Origin of the sequence: Bacillus cereus group sp. BfR-BA-01330 (genome assembly GCF_022663885.1) — a bacterium.
In the GTDB taxonomy this organism is placed as follows: domain Bacteria; phylum Bacillota; class Bacilli; order Bacillales; family Bacillaceae_G; genus Bacillus_A; species Bacillus_A cereus.
This window is the reverse complement of the sequence record NZ_JAKUGK010000005.1, coordinates 192,467-207,574: the sequence shown is the minus strand read 5'-3', so window position 1 is coordinate 207,574 and position 15,108 is coordinate 192,467. Positions and strand designations below refer to the sequence as shown.

Below are 15,108 nucleotides of genomic sequence, written 5' to 3'. Positions count from 1 at the left end.
TGTTTTTATTGCCGCATATTCATCCATAAAAATTTGATGAACGTTTTACTTCATTTTATGTAAGCGTTTTATTTGTGTTTCTATCTCTTCTTCTATATTGTTTTAAATTCCTTCTTATATTAATTTCCAAAATTTATATGCATAAAACAAAAACGTACTCGCTTGACGAAACTCTGGGTAAAAGATATAATAGCGTTTGTGTAAAATAAAAAGGCAGCCTTGTAATGTGAGTTTATCGTTTGTATTTTGTTCCTCTACGGAGGTGTATCTCGTAACTCCCTGCTGCTGGAGCGAAGGTACATGAAAACAAAATGCCCGTAAATATCGATTACGTCTGTTTTTATTTTACGTAAATAAAAACATTTTTAAAGGAGGAGTCAACTATGGCTCGTTATACAGGTCCAGCTTGGAAACTGTCTCGTCGTCTTGGAATCTCTCTAAGCGGCACAGGAAAAGAATTAGAAAAACGCCCTTACGCACCAGGTCCTCACGGTCCTAACCAACGTAAGAAACTTTCAGAATACGGTTTACAATTACAAGAGAAACAAAAACTTCGTCACATGTACGGCATGACTGAGCGTCAATTCCGTCGCACATTTGACCAAGCAGGTAAAATGCCTGGTAAGCACGGCGAAAACTTCATGATCCTTCTTGAAGCTCGTCTTGACAACTTAGTTTACCGTATGGGCTTAGCTCGCACTCGTCGTGCAGCTCGCCAATTAGTAAACCACGGTCACATCATGGTTGATGGCGCTCGCGTAGATATCCCATCTTACCGTGTAAAACCTGGTCAAACTATCAGCGTTCGCGAAAAATCTAACAGCCTTGTTGTTGTTAAAGAAGCGATCGAAGTTAACAACTTCGTACCAGAATACTTAACTTTCGATGCTGACAAATTAGAAGCTACTTACACTCGTCACGCTGAGCGTGCTGAGTTACCAGCTGAAATCAACGAAGCATTAATCGTAGAGTTCTACTCTCGTTAATGACAAAAAGCCAATCCTGTGGATTGGCTTTTTTCGTTTATATATAAAATAAAATTATTTATTTTCCTCTTTCTGAACATATACATAAGCATCTTTCTGCTCTTTATGTACATCCACCTTCGAATTCTCTGCAAGCTGACCCGCATTTAGCAAAGAAAAAATAATGAGCGCTTCTAGTGACATTTTGTTTTACCACTCCTTTCTAGTTGTTATACATTTATCATACCGCTTACATGTGATTTCCGTATGAACTCGAAAAGGAGATTACAACAAAATGGTTACAAGCATATGAATGCACGCTATATTAACCATAAAATGGGAGGTGGATTCTTTTTGACAATAAATCAAATGGTTCAACTCGGAAGTTCATTTATGCTATTTATTACTTCCGCACTTATTAATTGGTATCAGGGAAGTAATTTAATAGATGATCCTGATGAATGGAAATATAGCGCTAAATTTACGAATTACTTTAAAGGTACCGTTTCAAATTACGAAGATATTTATCAAATCGACTTCTTTATATATGCAGCAAAATTTTATCCAACAGCATTTATCGTTATGCTAGTGAGTTTACTTTATATGCTCATATTAATTCTTTATATTCTATTCAAAAGAAAAGATGTGGCGTTTTAAATCCATACATAAAAACCCCGAATCATAAACTTTTCAGCCTACAATTCGGGGTACTATTTGTTTATATTCGTTTCGGATTAGTAACGAATTAAGAAATATTTCTTTTTACCGCGGCGAATGATTGTGAATTTACCTTCGATGCGGTCTTTTTCTGTTACAACGTAGTCTAATGCTTGTGTACGCTCACCGTTTACATAGATTGCGCCGTTCGTTACATCTTCACGTGCTTGACGTTTTGATGGAGAGATTTTGCTTTCTACAAGTAAGTCGATTAATACTGTATCTTCTGCAGTACGTTCTACAGATGGTACGTCTTTGAATCCTTGCTCGATTTCGCTTGCAGTTAGTTCTGCTACAGAACCGCTGAATAATGCAGCTGAAATTTTAATCGCTTGCTCTAATGCTTCTTCACCGTGAACAAGTTTTGTCATTTCAGAACCTAACGCTTTTTGTGCTGCACGTTTTTCTGGCGCTTCAGCTACTTGCTTTTCAAGCTCAAGAATTTCTTCATGAGATAAGAATGTGAAGTATTTTAAGTATTTAACAACGTCGCGGTCATCTGTGTTAATCCAGAATTGGTAGAACTCGTAAGGAGTTGTTTTCTCTGGGTCTAACCAAATTGCGCCGCCTTCTGTTTTACCAAACTTCGTACCGTCAGATTTAGTAACTAGTGGAATTGTTAAACCGAATGCTTTCGCATCTTCTTCTGATTTACGGATTAATTCAAGACCAGCTGTAATGTTACCCCATTGGTCACTACCACCGATTTGCAGACGGCAATTATGTTGTTGGTATAAGTTTAAAAAGTCGTATGATTGTAAAATCATGTAACTGAACTCAGTGAATGAAATACCAGTTTCTAAACGAGATGCTACCGTATCTTTTGCTAACATATAGTTTAAACCGAAGTTTTTACCAATATCGCGTAAGAATGAAATGACATCTAAGCTACCAAGCCAGTCATAGTTGTTAGCCATCGTTGCTGGGTTGTCCACGTTTTCAAACTCTAAGAAGTTTGAAAGTTGGTTTTTAATGCTTTCTGTGTAGTAAGCAACTGTATCTTTCGTATTTAATGTACGCTCTGCTTTTTTACCACTTGGATCACCGATCATACCAGTACCACCGCCAACAAGTGCGATTGGTTGGTGACCAGCTAATTGGAAACGACGTAACATTAATACTGGTAACATATGGCCAATGTGTAAGCTATCTGCTGTCGGGTCGAAACCACAGTATAATTTAACGCTTTCTTTTTCTAATAATTGCTCAAGGCCCTCAGCATCTGTTTGCTGATTAATTAGACCGCGAAATTCAAGATCTTGTAAAATACCCATATCCTACATACTCTCCTTTAAGTTCATTACTGGCGTGAAGGTTGAAAACATAAAAAAATCGCCCCTTCAAATAAGGGACGATTTTGATTATCGCGTTACCACCCTAGTTGCAAGCAAAAAAAAGCCTACCACCTTATTTACATAACGGCTTAGCACCGTCTTTTCCCTTTTGAATACAATTCAATCGAAAAAAGATGCTCTAGGGGCGTAATTCGCGATCATCTATGTGCTGATTTTCACCGGCCATCAGCTCTCTAAAACAGGGAAATGATCACTACTTCTCCCTTTCCACGCTCAATTATTCATATACTTTTCTTTATACCATCATTTATATAGGCGTGTCAAATAGAGGTCGGGTTTCCCTCCTTGCCAATCCTTTACAACGCCATAAAGAGTATCGTAATAAGAGAAAGAATTGGAACCCCAACTAATAACGATACATGAAACACAACCGATAAATCATTCCCAATGGTCGCCTCCACAGGATCTTTCGCCGGGGAACCAAGAAACCCGATTAATCGATCGAATCGACTTACCGTTTTTGGAAAGTCTGGTATTTCTACATGATCACTATCTAAATGTTGTTTTAACTTATATTCACTCTTAAAGGGATTTTCGCTCAATTTCGTCCACCTCCAGCAATTGTTTCAATTTCTTTATCCCGTTATGAAGTCTCGATTTCACGGTTCCAATCGGAATGTTTAATATCTCTGCAATTTCTTTTTGCTGCATGTCATGATAATAAGAAAGGATTAGGACCGCTCTTTGCTCTTCTGGAACTTTCAAAATTGCTTCTCTTACTGTGAGCCGATCTTCGTGAGAAAATTCTTTTTCCGGAATCGGCACTAAAAATGGCAAAAGCGTACGCCACTTTTTTCTCCTATTTAATTTATTAATCATAAGACGATAACCAATTTGAAATAAATACGTTTTTATTTTACCTTTTTCAAGTTCATACATATGTTTCTTACGCTCTAGCGTCAAAAACGTATCTTGCACAAGATCGATACTTAATTGTTCATCTCGGTTAAATCGATATAAAAATGTGTATAGCGCTGGTTTGATTAAAACGTATAGTTTTTCCCCAGCCTGCTTATCCCCACTTTGATACGCAAGCATGAGCTCCTCCTCAATCCCAATCTGCGCCATGATTTTTGATCTCCTTTATTCCTTTTAACGTTAATGAAATACGGGAAATTAAATATGCAATCGCAATAAAAATCCACAATTGTGATTGATTTGTAAAAAATTGCACATATGGGTTTTGAATCGTAAATCCCATTGCAACTAAAGTATTTAACGCTTGCACACATATGCATGCATACAACGCAAGGCAGACAGAAATAGTGTCAAATACATTCCAGCGAAAATACACTTTTGTTTTTGTAAAATCAATTTTATATCCATTTTTCCGTACTATATGTTTTCTATCAAATGGAATAATGATTGAAAACAGAACACCCATTATAACTCCAGCTGTAAGCATTGATACTCTATATCCAATTGGTATCGGTAAGAAAAGACCACAAGAAAATACAACTATAATTCCAATTAAAGCAAAAGCAAGAAGTAATTTATTAGACATAAAAAAGCCTCCCTCATCTATTCTTTCATAAATGTATACAGACGAGGAAGGCACTTCGTTCAAATATTATTTTAGTTTTTTTATAATCTTTGCAGGATTCCCGCCAACTACTACATTATTAGGCACATCTTTCGTTACGACAGCACCAGATGCGATCACCGCATTGTCTCCAATTGTTACACCTGGATTAATAATTGCTCTTCCGCCAATCCATACGTTATCGCCAATTGTAACTGGTTTTCCGTATTCTGATCCGCTTATACGCTCTACCGGATCAAGCGGGTGCGTTGCTGTATAAATGTGAACACCTGGAGCTAACATACAGTTCACTCCGATTGTTACCGGGCATACGTCTAAAATCGTACAGTCAAAGTTCGCGTAAAAATTTTCACCGACATGAATGTTATAGCCGTAATCACATCTAAAAGAAGATTCAAGATGAATATTATCTCCTGTCGTTCCGAATAATTCTTTTACGATTTCGCTACGCTCTTTCAATTGCTCTTCTGGCGTATCATTTAATTTTCTCGTTAATATACGTGCTTGCTCTCTTTCTTGTACTAAAACTGGATCAGCCGGTATGTACATTTCTCCTAGTATCATCTTTTCCTTTTCTGTTTTCATCATACTATCCCCTTTAACTTATATATATGAGTTCATGATATCATAAAAAAGAAAGGCCTGAACATTTTTCGTTCAGACCTTTCTCTCTTAATCTTCCATCGTTGATAAGTCACCTGTTGGTAAATTCAGCTCCCACGCTTTTAATACGCGGCGCATAATTTTACCACTTCTCGTTTTCGGTAATTTATCTCTAAATTCAATTTGTCGTGGCGCTGCATGAGCTGCTAGGCCTTTCTTTACAAATTGACGAATTTCTTCTTTTAATTCATCAGATGGTTCGTATCCTGCTCGAAGTGCGATAAATGCTTTAATAATTTCGCCGCGCACCGGATCAGGAATACCAATTACACCAGCTTCTGCAACAGCAGCATGCTCGATTAATTTACTTTCTACTTCAAACGGACCAACGCGCTCACCTGACGTCATAATTACATCGTCAATACGTCCTTGGAACCAGAAGTATCCATCTTCATCCATATAAGCAGAGTCACCTGATACGTACCAATCTCCCGGCATGAAATAAGATTCATATTTTTGCTGGTTATTCCAGATCCCGCGCATCATAGATGGCCAACCTTTCGCAATTGCTAAGTTACCCATTGTGTAAGGAGGCACTTCATTTCCTTCATTATCAACAATCGCTGCTTTCACACCTGGAATTGGTTTCCCCATTGAACCTGGACGGATTTCCATACAAGGGTAGTTACAAATTACTTGTCCACCTGTTTCTGTCATCCACCACGTATCATGAATACGAAGTCCAAATGCATTCATACCCCAGCGAATTACTTCTGGATTTAACGGCTCACCAACGCTTAATACGTGACGAACTTGTGATAAGTCATATTTTTTAATTACGTCTTGTCCAGCTCCCATTAACATACGGAATGCTGTTGGTGCGCTGTACCAAACCGTCACACCATAATCTTGCAGTGCTTCATACCAAGCTTCTGGACTAAAGCGTCCACCTAAAATAACGTTTGACGCTCCAACTAACCACGGTGCGAAAATACCGTAAGCTGTTCCAGTTACCCAGCCCGGGTCAGCAGTACACCAATATACATCGTCTTCTTTTAAATCTAATACCCACTTCGCCGTTTGATAGTGCTGAACCATTGCGTTTTGCGCATGAAGCACACCTTTTGGCTTACCAGTAGAACCAGACGTGTAATGTAGAATCAAACCGTCTTCACGGCCTAACCATTCAATATGTAATTCTTTTGAAGCTTGTTCAAATAACGGATTGAACGCTACCGTTTTACCGCCTTCTTCTACATTATCTCCAACAAGGAAAACTGTTTTTAAAGCCGGTAAATCATTTAATGGTACGCGCTCTAATAATTCAGGCGTTGTAATTAACACCTTTGCTTCGCTATCTTCTAAGCGATCGCGAACTGCGCCTTCCATAAATGCTTCAAATAGCGGTCCAACAATTGCTCCTAATTTCACTGCACCTAAAAGTGCGAAATATAACTCTGGAGAACGTGGCATAAAAATAAAAACGCGATCGCCTTTTTCTACATCGCCATAATTCTTAAGGACGTTTCCTGCTTTATTAGAAAAATCCTTCATTTCCTTAAATGTATATTTCTCTTTTCGCGATCCATCTTGATAATAAAGAGCTACTTTATTCTTTCGATCGGATTTCGCATGCTTATCAATTGCCTCATACGCCATATTTACTCGGCCTGTTTCATTCCAAGTAAAGTTTTTATTAACCTCTTCCCAGTTAAAATTCGCGTATGCCTCATCATAATTCGGCAAATTATTTTCTCCTTTAATGACAGGAAGCGTTTCTACTTTCATACTTTACATCCCCCTCCTATGTATTCTATTATCTATTATAATGACATTATTTAAAATTTTCAGTATATTTGTTGATTTTTAGACAAATTTTTAATGACAAATTTCGATTCACATCGCATATATTATAAAGTACGATATTAATAGATTCACAAACCCTCAAGGTGGTGAGCAATACATTGATTCATAAAAAAATATATAATGCTAGAAACTTAAAAACAGCGAAAGGCACTTTAATTATTGAAGGTCCTGTCTCTACACATAACTTAGAAATGTATGAGTTTCATCCAGACTTAATTGCGTTTCGTCCTGCCGAGCAACAATATAAAGCAATTGTCGAAATTTCTAAATTACCAGAAGCTCGTCTCATTATTGCTAGACATGACCAAACAATTGTTGGATATGTTACATACTTGTATCCTGATCCACTTGAACGATGGTCAGAAGGAAAAATGGAAAACTTAATTGAGCTTGGGGCAATTGAAGTAGTCCCAGCCTTCCGTGGGAGTTCTGTCGGAAAGAACTTACTAGAGGTTTCTATGATGGACGATTATATGGAAGATTACATTATATTGACGACTGAATATTATTGGCACTGGGATTTGAAACAAACAGGATTGAATGTGTGGGAATACCGAAAAGTAATGGAGAAGATGATGAATGCTGGCGGGTTACAATGGATGGCTACAGACGATCCTGAAATTTGTTCACATCCTGCCAACTGTTTAATGGTCCGCATCGGTAAACGCGTTGATACGGATTCTATTCAAGCTTTTGATCGTCTACGTTTTCACAATCGTTTTATGTATTAATAAAGGGGGCAACTGGAATGATTGTAGAAGAAATTATGAATCAAAATGTAGTTACATTACATCCAAACGATACAATCGAAACAGCAATCCGAACGATACGCACGAAAGGCATTCGGCACATTCCAATTGTCGATCAAAATAATCACGTCGTAGGCATTATTTCTGATCGGGATGTAAGAGATGCAAGTCCGTCTATTCTAGATGAACAAGTTTCACTCGATATGCTACAGCAACCGCTCGAACTTATTATGAAACATCCTGTTATGACTTGCCATCCTCTCGATTTTGTTGAGGAAATTGCTACTTTATTTTTTGAAAATAAAATTGGCTGTCTTCCTGTTACAAAGGCCGGGAAGTTAGTTGGAATCATTTCTGAATCTACAGTATTACACACGTTAGTAAAATTAACAGGAGCACATCAACCAAGTTCGCAAATTGAAATTCAAGTAAAAAACGAACCTGGTATTCTTGGAAAAGTCGTTGCTATTTTTAGTGATTTACAAATAAATATCGTGAGCGTTCTCGTCTATCCAGCAAAAGATGAGAATGATAAAGTACTCGTTTTCCGCATTCAAACGATGAATCCTCTAAAAGTGATTGATGCACTTGAAGCAGAAGGCTACCGCGTATTATGGCCAAACATCATGGGGATGCAGGCATGAGTAGCGCGTTTATTTATTCGGATGACTTCCGGGGCTATTCATTTAGCCCTGATCATCCTTTTAACCAACTGCGCGTCACACTTACGTATGATTTATTACAAAAGGGCGGTTTCATCTCTCCCTCTCAAATCATCTCACCACGGACGGCTACAGATGAAGAAATCGCCTACGTTCATACAGAGGAGTACATAAATGCGGTAAAACGTGCTGGAGAAGGAAAGTTAGAAAAATCAATTGCAATGACATATGGACTCGGAACAGAAGATACACCGATGTTCCCAAATATGCACGAAGCAAGCGCATTGCTCGTTGGTGGTACATTAACAGCTGTCGATGCTGTTCTTTCTGGGAAAGTAAAGCACGCTCTCAATTTAGGTGGCGGCTTACATCACGGCTTTCGCGGCAAAGCATCTGGCTTTTGTATTTATAACGACAGTTCTATCGCAATGAAATATATTCAAAAGAAATACGGTTTACGCGTCTTATATATTGATACAGATGCTCATCACGGTGATGGCGTACAGTGGTCGTTTTATGATGACCCTAACGTATGCACCATTTCACTGCATGAAACTGGTCGCTATTTATTCCCTGGAACTGGCGCTGTAAACGAACGTGGACAAGGTAATGGTTATAGTTATTCTTTTAACGTTCCACTCGATGCTTTTACAGAAGATGAATCGTTCTTAGAATCATATCGAACTGTTGTAAAAGAAGTTGCAGCGTACTTTAAACCGGATATTATTTTAACGCAAAATGGTGCTGACGCACATTATTATGACCCACTTACGCATCTTTGTGCGACAATGAATATTTACCGTGAAATACCGAAGCTCGCTCGTGAAATTGCAAATGAATATTGCGACGGTCGCTGGATCGCTGTCGGTGGCGGTGGCTATGATCACTGGCGCGTCGTTCCAAGAGCTTGGGCACTCATTTGGCTCGAAATGAACAACATCCAAAACATCTCAGGTTATCTCCCTCCAGAATGGATTGAAGCTTGGAAAGGACAAGCAGAAACAGAACTTCCCCTCACATGGGAAGATCCAGACAACATGTATAAACCTATCCCCCGTAAACCAGAAATTGAAGAAAAAAACGCATTAACTGTAGCGAAATCCCTTGAAATTATTCGGAATAATATGACAAAATCTTTGTACTAAACGAAAAGGAGGCTCGTTTTTGAATAGCCTCCTTTTATTTATTGTCGGTTTCTGTCGGTAAGTCGATATATTTTAATAATCGCTGATATATTTCGAAATGCGCCGATATATTTTCATTTCATAACAGCCTGGCCCAACTTTTATGAGAAAAGGTAGTGATATTATGTGGAAACGACAAATGATCCACACGAAACGTGGTACATTTGAACTCTTTACAAAAGGAGATGGCGAATCGCTTTGTATTACACATCACTATTCACAATTTAATGAAACTGGTGATTACTTTGCGGATGTTTTTACTGCTACGCATCGTGTATTTCTCATTAATTTACGAGACGCTGGTAACTCGTTAAAAGCCAATTCAGAAAAAGAATTAAGCATGATTGAAACAATCCACGACTTGGAAGCCATACGAGAAGCATTACAACTTCCAACATGGCATTTCGCTGGCCATTCAACAGGTGGTATGCTTGGACTTTTATATGCAATTACATATCCACATTCCTTACAATCATTAGTCGTAGCAGGAGCTGCAGCAAGTAACTATACCGAAACACCATTCTGCATTTATCACCCAGCACATCCACAGTTTCATTATATGCAAAGACTCATCGAAAACTTAAAAAGCCCTCACCTTACAAATGAAGAACGGAAAGAACTATCTACTAAGAGAACAAAATTATCATTGTATAAACCAGAAAACTACAACTCTTATTTTTGTAAACCAATCAATAAAACAATGTCCATTAGCCGGATGAATGCTTTCGCCAATGAATATCCTTCATTTGATTTAAGAGAGAATTTACCTTCCATCCAAACAAAGACACTTATTATATGCGGAAGATATGATGTACAGTGCCCAATTCAATATTCTATCGAGATACATGATGGGATACGTAATTCTATCTTCATTCCATTCGAAAACAGCAACCATTATCCTTTTTTAGAAGAAGCTGCTCAGTTTACTTCTACTACTCAAACATTTTATAAATCGTTAGTACCATTATTATTAAGAAAACCTAAACACTGATAAAAAGCTCATAGCCTCTATACGACTATGAGCTTTTTTCAAAAGAAATATTTCACACTAAAAACAACTAAAAAAACAAAAGAAATAACCACTAAACCCACATCAAGTAATACCGACTTTTTATCTCTATCTTTTAAACTTACCTTAGAGCTAGAAATGCTTTTAATTACCCAAAAGATCGCAAAAAAGAACCAACCGAAATGATCATTCGTAGAATCTTCATCATAAAACATTTGTATTGCACCAATAATCAATAAGATAAGTACGATATTAGTTCCAATCTTTAAAGTCTTATTTGATTTATTATCTTTTAATATATCCCCCAACATATAGCTCGCTCCCTATGCTCTCCTCTGTTTTGTTTCTCTTTACATTTTAACACAAATTACCTATTTCTTCCTTTTCATTCGAATAACATACAAAAAACCTGCCAATTACTCGGCAGGTATATTACACGTTAAAACGATAACCAGCTCCCCATACAGTTTCAATATATTGCGGGTGAGCAGGATCTCTTTCAATTTTTTCACGTAGCTTTCTAATGTGGACGACAACAGTGGCTAAATCACCAGCGGAATCTAATCCCCAAATGCGTTCAAATAACTGTTCTTTATTTAATACTTGGTTTGGATGTGTGACAAAGAATGTTAATAAATCAAATTCCTTCGTTGTAAATGCCACTTCTTCATTGTTTATAAAAACTTTTCTCGCTCGTTGATCGATAGAAATTCCGTGAATATATAACGTATCACGTTGCTTACTTACATTTCCTAATAATCTTTCATAACGGGCAATATGCGCTTTTACTCTTGCGACTAATTCACTCGGACTAAACGGTTTCGTTATATAATCATCCGCTCCTAATCCGAGTCCGCGAATTTTATCTATATCTTCTTTTTTTGCTGAAACAAGTAGAATCGGAATATCTTTTACAGCACGTATTTGTTTACAAATTTCGAATCCGTTCATTTTCGGAAGCATAATATCTAAAATAATTAAATCATAGTCTTCTTGCAAGGCTGTTTGTAAACCTATTTCTCCTGAATGCTCTACATCAACTTGGAAATCATTAATTTCTAAATAATCTCGCTGTAATTCTGCAATACTTACTTCATCTTCTATTAATAAAATTCTTTTCAATTTACTCACCACATTCCTCTACTTTTTCCAATGAGAAGAAAATGCTTGTGCCTTTACCAAGCTCGCTTTCCGCCCAAATTTTCCCGCCATGTTCTTCAACAATTTGCTTCGCTATTGCTAAACCAAGTCCACTTCCACCTGTGCTAGAATTCCGCGATTGTTCTGCACGATAAAAACGTTCAAAGATATAAGGTAGCGTATCAGATTCTATACCTGATCCATTGTCCATCACTTTCACAATAACTTTATTATTATTACTCGATACTGTTACAGTAATTTTCTTCTCTTCTTTATCCATGTATTTCACACTATTATGAATTAAATTTGATATAACTCTATTTATCTTTTCGCAATCAGCCGTTACATATAGTGGTGATGCATGTAATTGCAAGTTAACTTCTATACCTTCTTTACTTAAATCCATTTGCATCTCTTCGATTAACTCTTGCATAAACATATTTAATTCAACCGTTTCAAACTGAAAGGGAACTCGATTCAAATCGAGCTTCGAAAACAAAAAGAGTTCATCAATGAGTGTGTCCATATGTTTTGCCTTCGTATGGATAGTTGTTAAATACTTATCCATTTTTTCTGGCGTATTTGCTACTCCGTCCTTTATTCCTTCTACATATCCGATAATTGATGTAATCGGTGTTTTTAAATCATGAGAGATGTTTGAAATAAGCTCTTTTCGATTTTCTTCATACTGCGTTTGCATCTCTATCGATTCTTTTAATCTCTTCCTCATTTCCTCAAATCCTTGATTTAATTGCCCTATTTCATCGTGTGATGTAACTGGTATTTGAAAATCTAAATTTCCTTCTTTAATTTTCTCCGTTGCGCCTTTCAATACAAAAATTGGTTTTATTACACTTCTTGAAACGAGGTAACTTAATAATCCAATAAGCAAGATGGCTAACAGTAAAAGTGATACGAACAAAATCGGAAATAATTTTTGTGTAAGATCTACAAATGAACTTTGCCTTTTTAATACAAATATACTTCCCTCTTCTTCCTGAGGAAAATAAAAATCAAACTTTACATATCGATAAAATGTATCGCCTAGTTCCGTTGTACCACGACTATTAATATTTGCTGATTCAAATTTCGGAAGGGCTTCTTTTAAAGATACACTTTCAAATACGTTTGAAGCATATGAAAGTGTTTCTCCTTTTCTTACTACTATTTTCACACCCTCTTTTTCTATTGCTGAGACAAACGACTCATCTAACAATTGAGATTGATGCTGTTTGGCTGCTGACTTCAACTCAAGATAGGCATTCTCTTCTTCTGGTGTAAGCGGCTTTTGAATGTAAGAACTTTTATAGAAATTTTTCACTGCTTCCAAGTCACCTGTTATCGAAAAAACGATTAAAAATCCCGCGACTAATATAAGCGTAATGGAAACGAGGATAACAGCAATATAAGAAAATAAAAACCTTGTTTTAATAGACATATCTTAAATCCTCACTTTATCAAACCTTATTATTTATAAGCATAAAAATATATGTTCAATTACTCAAGCGATTTTATAGTAATTTTAGCGCCAGTTTATAAAAATTTAATGTTCCTATTTTACAGTTGAAATTAGGAGGTTGAAATTCCATGTTCAAAAAAACATTCAGTATCATATGTTGCGTAATTTTTTTACAAGGATGCTCGCAAGAACAAGAAGTAAAAAAGGAGATGACAAACATGGAGACTGCACTACTAGCAGCTACTGAAAAAAATGAAACGAATACTGTTATATCTTTACTAAAAAAAGGCGCAAATATAAATGCGACGGATAGTCAAGGACGCACTCCGCTTATGATTGCTACATACAAAAATGATGTAAAAACCGCAAAAGCGCTTATCGAAGCTGGTGCTGACGTAAATATCCAAGATGACATGAAAAACAATCCCTTTCTATACGCCGGTGCGGAAGGTTACTTAGACATTTTAAAGCTAACAATTGATGCTGGTGCAGATCCTACGATTACAAATCGTTACGGCGGTACAGCTCTTATCCCAGCTTCAGAACATGGCTATATTGACGTTATAAAAGAACTCCTCACTCGAACAAATATTGATGTAAATCATGTAAATAACCTGGGATGGACAGCTTTAATGGAAGCCATCGTACTAAGTAACGGAAACGAAACACAGCAACAAGTCATTCGCCTTCTTATTGAGCACGGTGCAGATGTAAATATTCCAGACAATGATGGTGTTACCCCGTTAGAGCATGCTCGCACTCATCACTTTGAAGAGATAGAGAAGATTTTGTTAGAAGGCCGTAAGTAAAAAGCTAATTTTTGCCTTCCTCCCCCACCCTATGCTACATTTAAGCCGTTACATTACTATTAATAGGGTGGGGGGAATAAACATGAACAAACCTAAAATTGGGATGATTGGACTTGGAAGTATTGCGCAAAAGGCCTATCTTCCAACACTTACAAAAGAAACTGATTGGAATTTTGTAGGGGCGTTTACACCTAACGCAGAGAAAAGAAAACAAGTTTGCCAGCAATACCGAATTCAAGACTTTCATTCTATTGAAATGTTAGCTTCGGAATGCGATGCAATCTTCGTTCATAGTTCAACTGCATCGCATTATGAAATCGTTTCTGAACTTCTAAAAAAAGGGATCGACGTTTATGTTGATAAACCGCTAGCAGCTACAGTGGAACAAGCTGAGCAACTAGTCGAGTTAAGCAAGCAGTATAACCGAAAATTAATGGTCGGATTTAATCGCAGATTCGTTCCTATGTATGTCGCTGCCAAAGAACAGGCTAATGATATTTCATGGATTCGAATTGAAAAGCATCGTACAAATAAAGTCGGGCCATATACGTACGACTTCACTATGTTAGATGATTATTTACACATTGTAGATACCGCTCGCTGGTTAGCTAATGATGACCTTAACGCCGTTCACAATATGATGCAAATCAATGAAAAGAATGAACTTCTTTACGGACATCATACATATACAACTCCAAGTGGACTGTTACTTTCTACTGCAATGCATCGCCATGCCGGTACAAATTTAGAACAAATTGAACTTGTAACGCCAGGGAAAATCATTCGCGTAAAAAATATGAATACATTTGAAATTGAACAGGAAAACTCAGTTTCACAAAGTGGTTCCCCATCATGGGATACGACGTTAAAACAACGTGGTTTTGAAGATGCTGTTCATCATTTTATTGAGTGTGTACAAGGCGATACAAAGCCTGTTGTAGATGGATTAGAAGGATTAAAAACGCAGCAAATGCTACAATCTTTACTAGATGATGTAAACAAAAATTAAAACGGATACATTTTTCAGAATTTACTTTCATTCCCATT

Annotated in this window: 18 protein-coding genes and 1 other annotated feature; of the genes, 8 read left to right on the top strand and 10 right to left on the bottom strand. The window is 37.0% G+C overall.

The genetic code is table 11. The features are described from left to right. Positions 1–383: 383 nt before the first annotated feature. A complete protein-coding gene (gene rpsD / locus MR112_RS16240; RefSeq protein WP_000135315.1) occupies positions 384–986 on the top strand; it encodes a 30S ribosomal protein S4 in 603 nt (200 codons plus the stop codon). A gap of 54 nt (positions 987–1,040) precedes the next feature. On the opposite strand, the gene MR112_RS16235 is transcribed toward rpsD, so the two are convergent. Beyond that, positions 1,041–1,169, bottom strand: a complete 129-nt coding sequence (locus MR112_RS16235) for a hypothetical protein (RefSeq protein WP_000050944.1) — start codon at positions 1,167–1,169, stop codon at positions 1,041–1,043. A gap of 105 nt (positions 1,170–1,274) precedes the next feature. Between MR112_RS16235 and MR112_RS16230 the strand changes: the two genes are divergently transcribed. Further along, complete coding sequence (locus MR112_RS16230; protein ID WP_242245154.1) at positions 1,275–1,622, top strand: YjdJ family protein; 348 nt, start codon at positions 1,275–1,277, stop codon at positions 1,620–1,622. A 77-nt stretch (positions 1,623–1,699) separates the two neighbouring features. Here MR112_RS16230 and tyrS read toward each other — a convergent pair whose 3' ends face one another. From tyrS to acsA, 6 genes are all read right to left on the bottom strand, one after another. Then, positions 1,700–2,956, bottom strand: coding sequence for a tyrosine--tRNA ligase (gene tyrS, locus MR112_RS16225; protein WP_242245127.1), 1,257 nt, complete (start codon positions 2,954–2,956; stop codon positions 1,700–1,702). 70 nt (positions 2,957–3,026) lie between these two features. Further along, positions 3,027–3,256 (bottom strand) — a binding site (T-box leader). Positions 3,257–3,333: 77 nt separating this feature from the next. Beyond that, positions 3,334–3,579 carry a hypothetical protein gene (locus tag MR112_RS16220; protein WP_001293782.1) on the bottom strand — a complete coding sequence of 82 codons (246 nt, stop codon included), beginning with the start codon at positions 3,577–3,579 and terminating at the stop codon, positions 3,334–3,336. Further along, positions 3,560–4,105, bottom strand: coding sequence for an RNA polymerase sigma factor (locus MR112_RS16215; RefSeq protein ID WP_000057185.1), 546 nt, complete (start codon positions 4,103–4,105; stop codon positions 3,560–3,562). The genes MR112_RS16220 and MR112_RS16215 overlap by 20 nt, the downstream gene beginning before the upstream one ends. After that, positions 4,086–4,541, bottom strand: coding sequence for a hypothetical protein (locus MR112_RS16210; protein WP_000066429.1), 456 nt, complete (start codon positions 4,539–4,541; stop codon positions 4,086–4,088). Before MR112_RS16210 ends, MR112_RS16215 begins: the two co-directional genes overlap by 20 nt. A gap of 66 nt (positions 4,542–4,607) precedes the next feature. Continuing rightward, complete coding sequence (locus MR112_RS16205) at positions 4,608–5,168, bottom strand: maltose acetyltransferase domain-containing protein (protein WP_002026426.1); 561 nt, start codon at positions 5,166–5,168, stop codon at positions 4,608–4,610. A gap of 84 nt (positions 5,169–5,252) precedes the next feature. After that, positions 5,253–6,971 (bottom strand): acetate--CoA ligase, encoded by a 1,719-nt coding sequence (acsA, locus tag MR112_RS16200; protein WP_242245126.1) that lies wholly within the window; start codon positions 6,969–6,971, stop codon positions 5,253–5,255. A gap of 176 nt (positions 6,972–7,147) precedes the next feature. Between acsA and acuA the strand changes: the two genes are divergently transcribed. The 4 genes from acuA (at position 7,148) to MR112_RS16180 (ending at position 10,635) form a co-directional block, all read left to right on the top strand. Next, positions 7,148–7,780, top strand: a complete 633-nt coding sequence (gene acuA / locus MR112_RS16195) for an acetoin utilization protein acetyltransferase AcuA (protein ID WP_000581388.1) — start codon at positions 7,148–7,150, stop codon at positions 7,778–7,780. 17 nt (positions 7,781–7,797) lie between these two features. After that, on the top strand, positions 7,798–8,442 hold the full coding sequence (locus MR112_RS16190; RefSeq protein WP_000634583.1) for an acetoin utilization AcuB family protein: 645 nt from the start codon (positions 7,798–7,800) through the stop codon (positions 8,440–8,442). Continuing rightward, positions 8,439–9,605 (top strand): acetoin utilization protein AcuC, encoded by a 1,167-nt coding sequence (acuC, locus tag MR112_RS16185; RefSeq protein WP_017674370.1) that lies wholly within the window; start codon positions 8,439–8,441, stop codon positions 9,603–9,605. The genes MR112_RS16190 and acuC overlap by 4 nt, the downstream gene beginning before the upstream one ends. 142 nt (positions 9,606–9,747) lie before the next feature. Next, complete coding sequence (locus MR112_RS16180) at positions 9,748–10,635, top strand: alpha/beta fold hydrolase (protein WP_142243886.1); 888 nt, start codon at positions 9,748–9,750, stop codon at positions 10,633–10,635. 38 nt (positions 10,636–10,673) lie between these two features. Here the strand turns inward: MR112_RS16180 and MR112_RS16175 are convergent, their stop codons facing one another. From MR112_RS16175 to MR112_RS16165, 3 genes are all read right to left on the bottom strand, one after another. Next, entirely contained in the window at positions 10,674–10,964 is a 291-nt protein-coding gene (locus MR112_RS16175; protein WP_000900161.1) for a hypothetical protein, read from the bottom strand. A gap of 121 nt (positions 10,965–11,085) precedes the next feature. Continuing rightward, positions 11,086–11,775: a response regulator transcription factor gene (locus MR112_RS16170; protein WP_001986686.1), complete on the bottom strand. Its 690-nt coding sequence runs from the start codon at positions 11,773–11,775 to the stop codon at positions 11,086–11,088. Between the two features lies 1 nt (position 11,776). Beyond that, positions 11,777–13,231: a sensor histidine kinase gene (locus MR112_RS16165; protein ID WP_071740269.1), complete on the bottom strand. Its 1,455-nt coding sequence runs from the start codon at positions 13,229–13,231 to the stop codon at positions 11,777–11,779. 149 nt (positions 13,232–13,380) lie between these two features. On the opposite strand from MR112_RS16165, the gene MR112_RS16160 reads away from it, so the two are divergent. Continuing rightward, positions 13,381–14,061: an ankyrin repeat domain-containing protein gene (locus tag MR112_RS16160; RefSeq protein ID WP_088363263.1), complete on the top strand. Its 681-nt coding sequence runs from the start codon at positions 13,381–13,383 to the stop codon at positions 14,059–14,061. An 82-nt stretch (positions 14,062–14,143) separates the two neighbouring features. Then, a complete protein-coding gene (locus tag MR112_RS16155; protein WP_242245125.1) occupies positions 14,144–15,070 on the top strand; it encodes a Gfo/Idh/MocA family protein in 927 nt (308 codons plus the stop codon). The last annotated feature ends 38 nt before the right edge of the window (positions 15,071–15,108 follow it).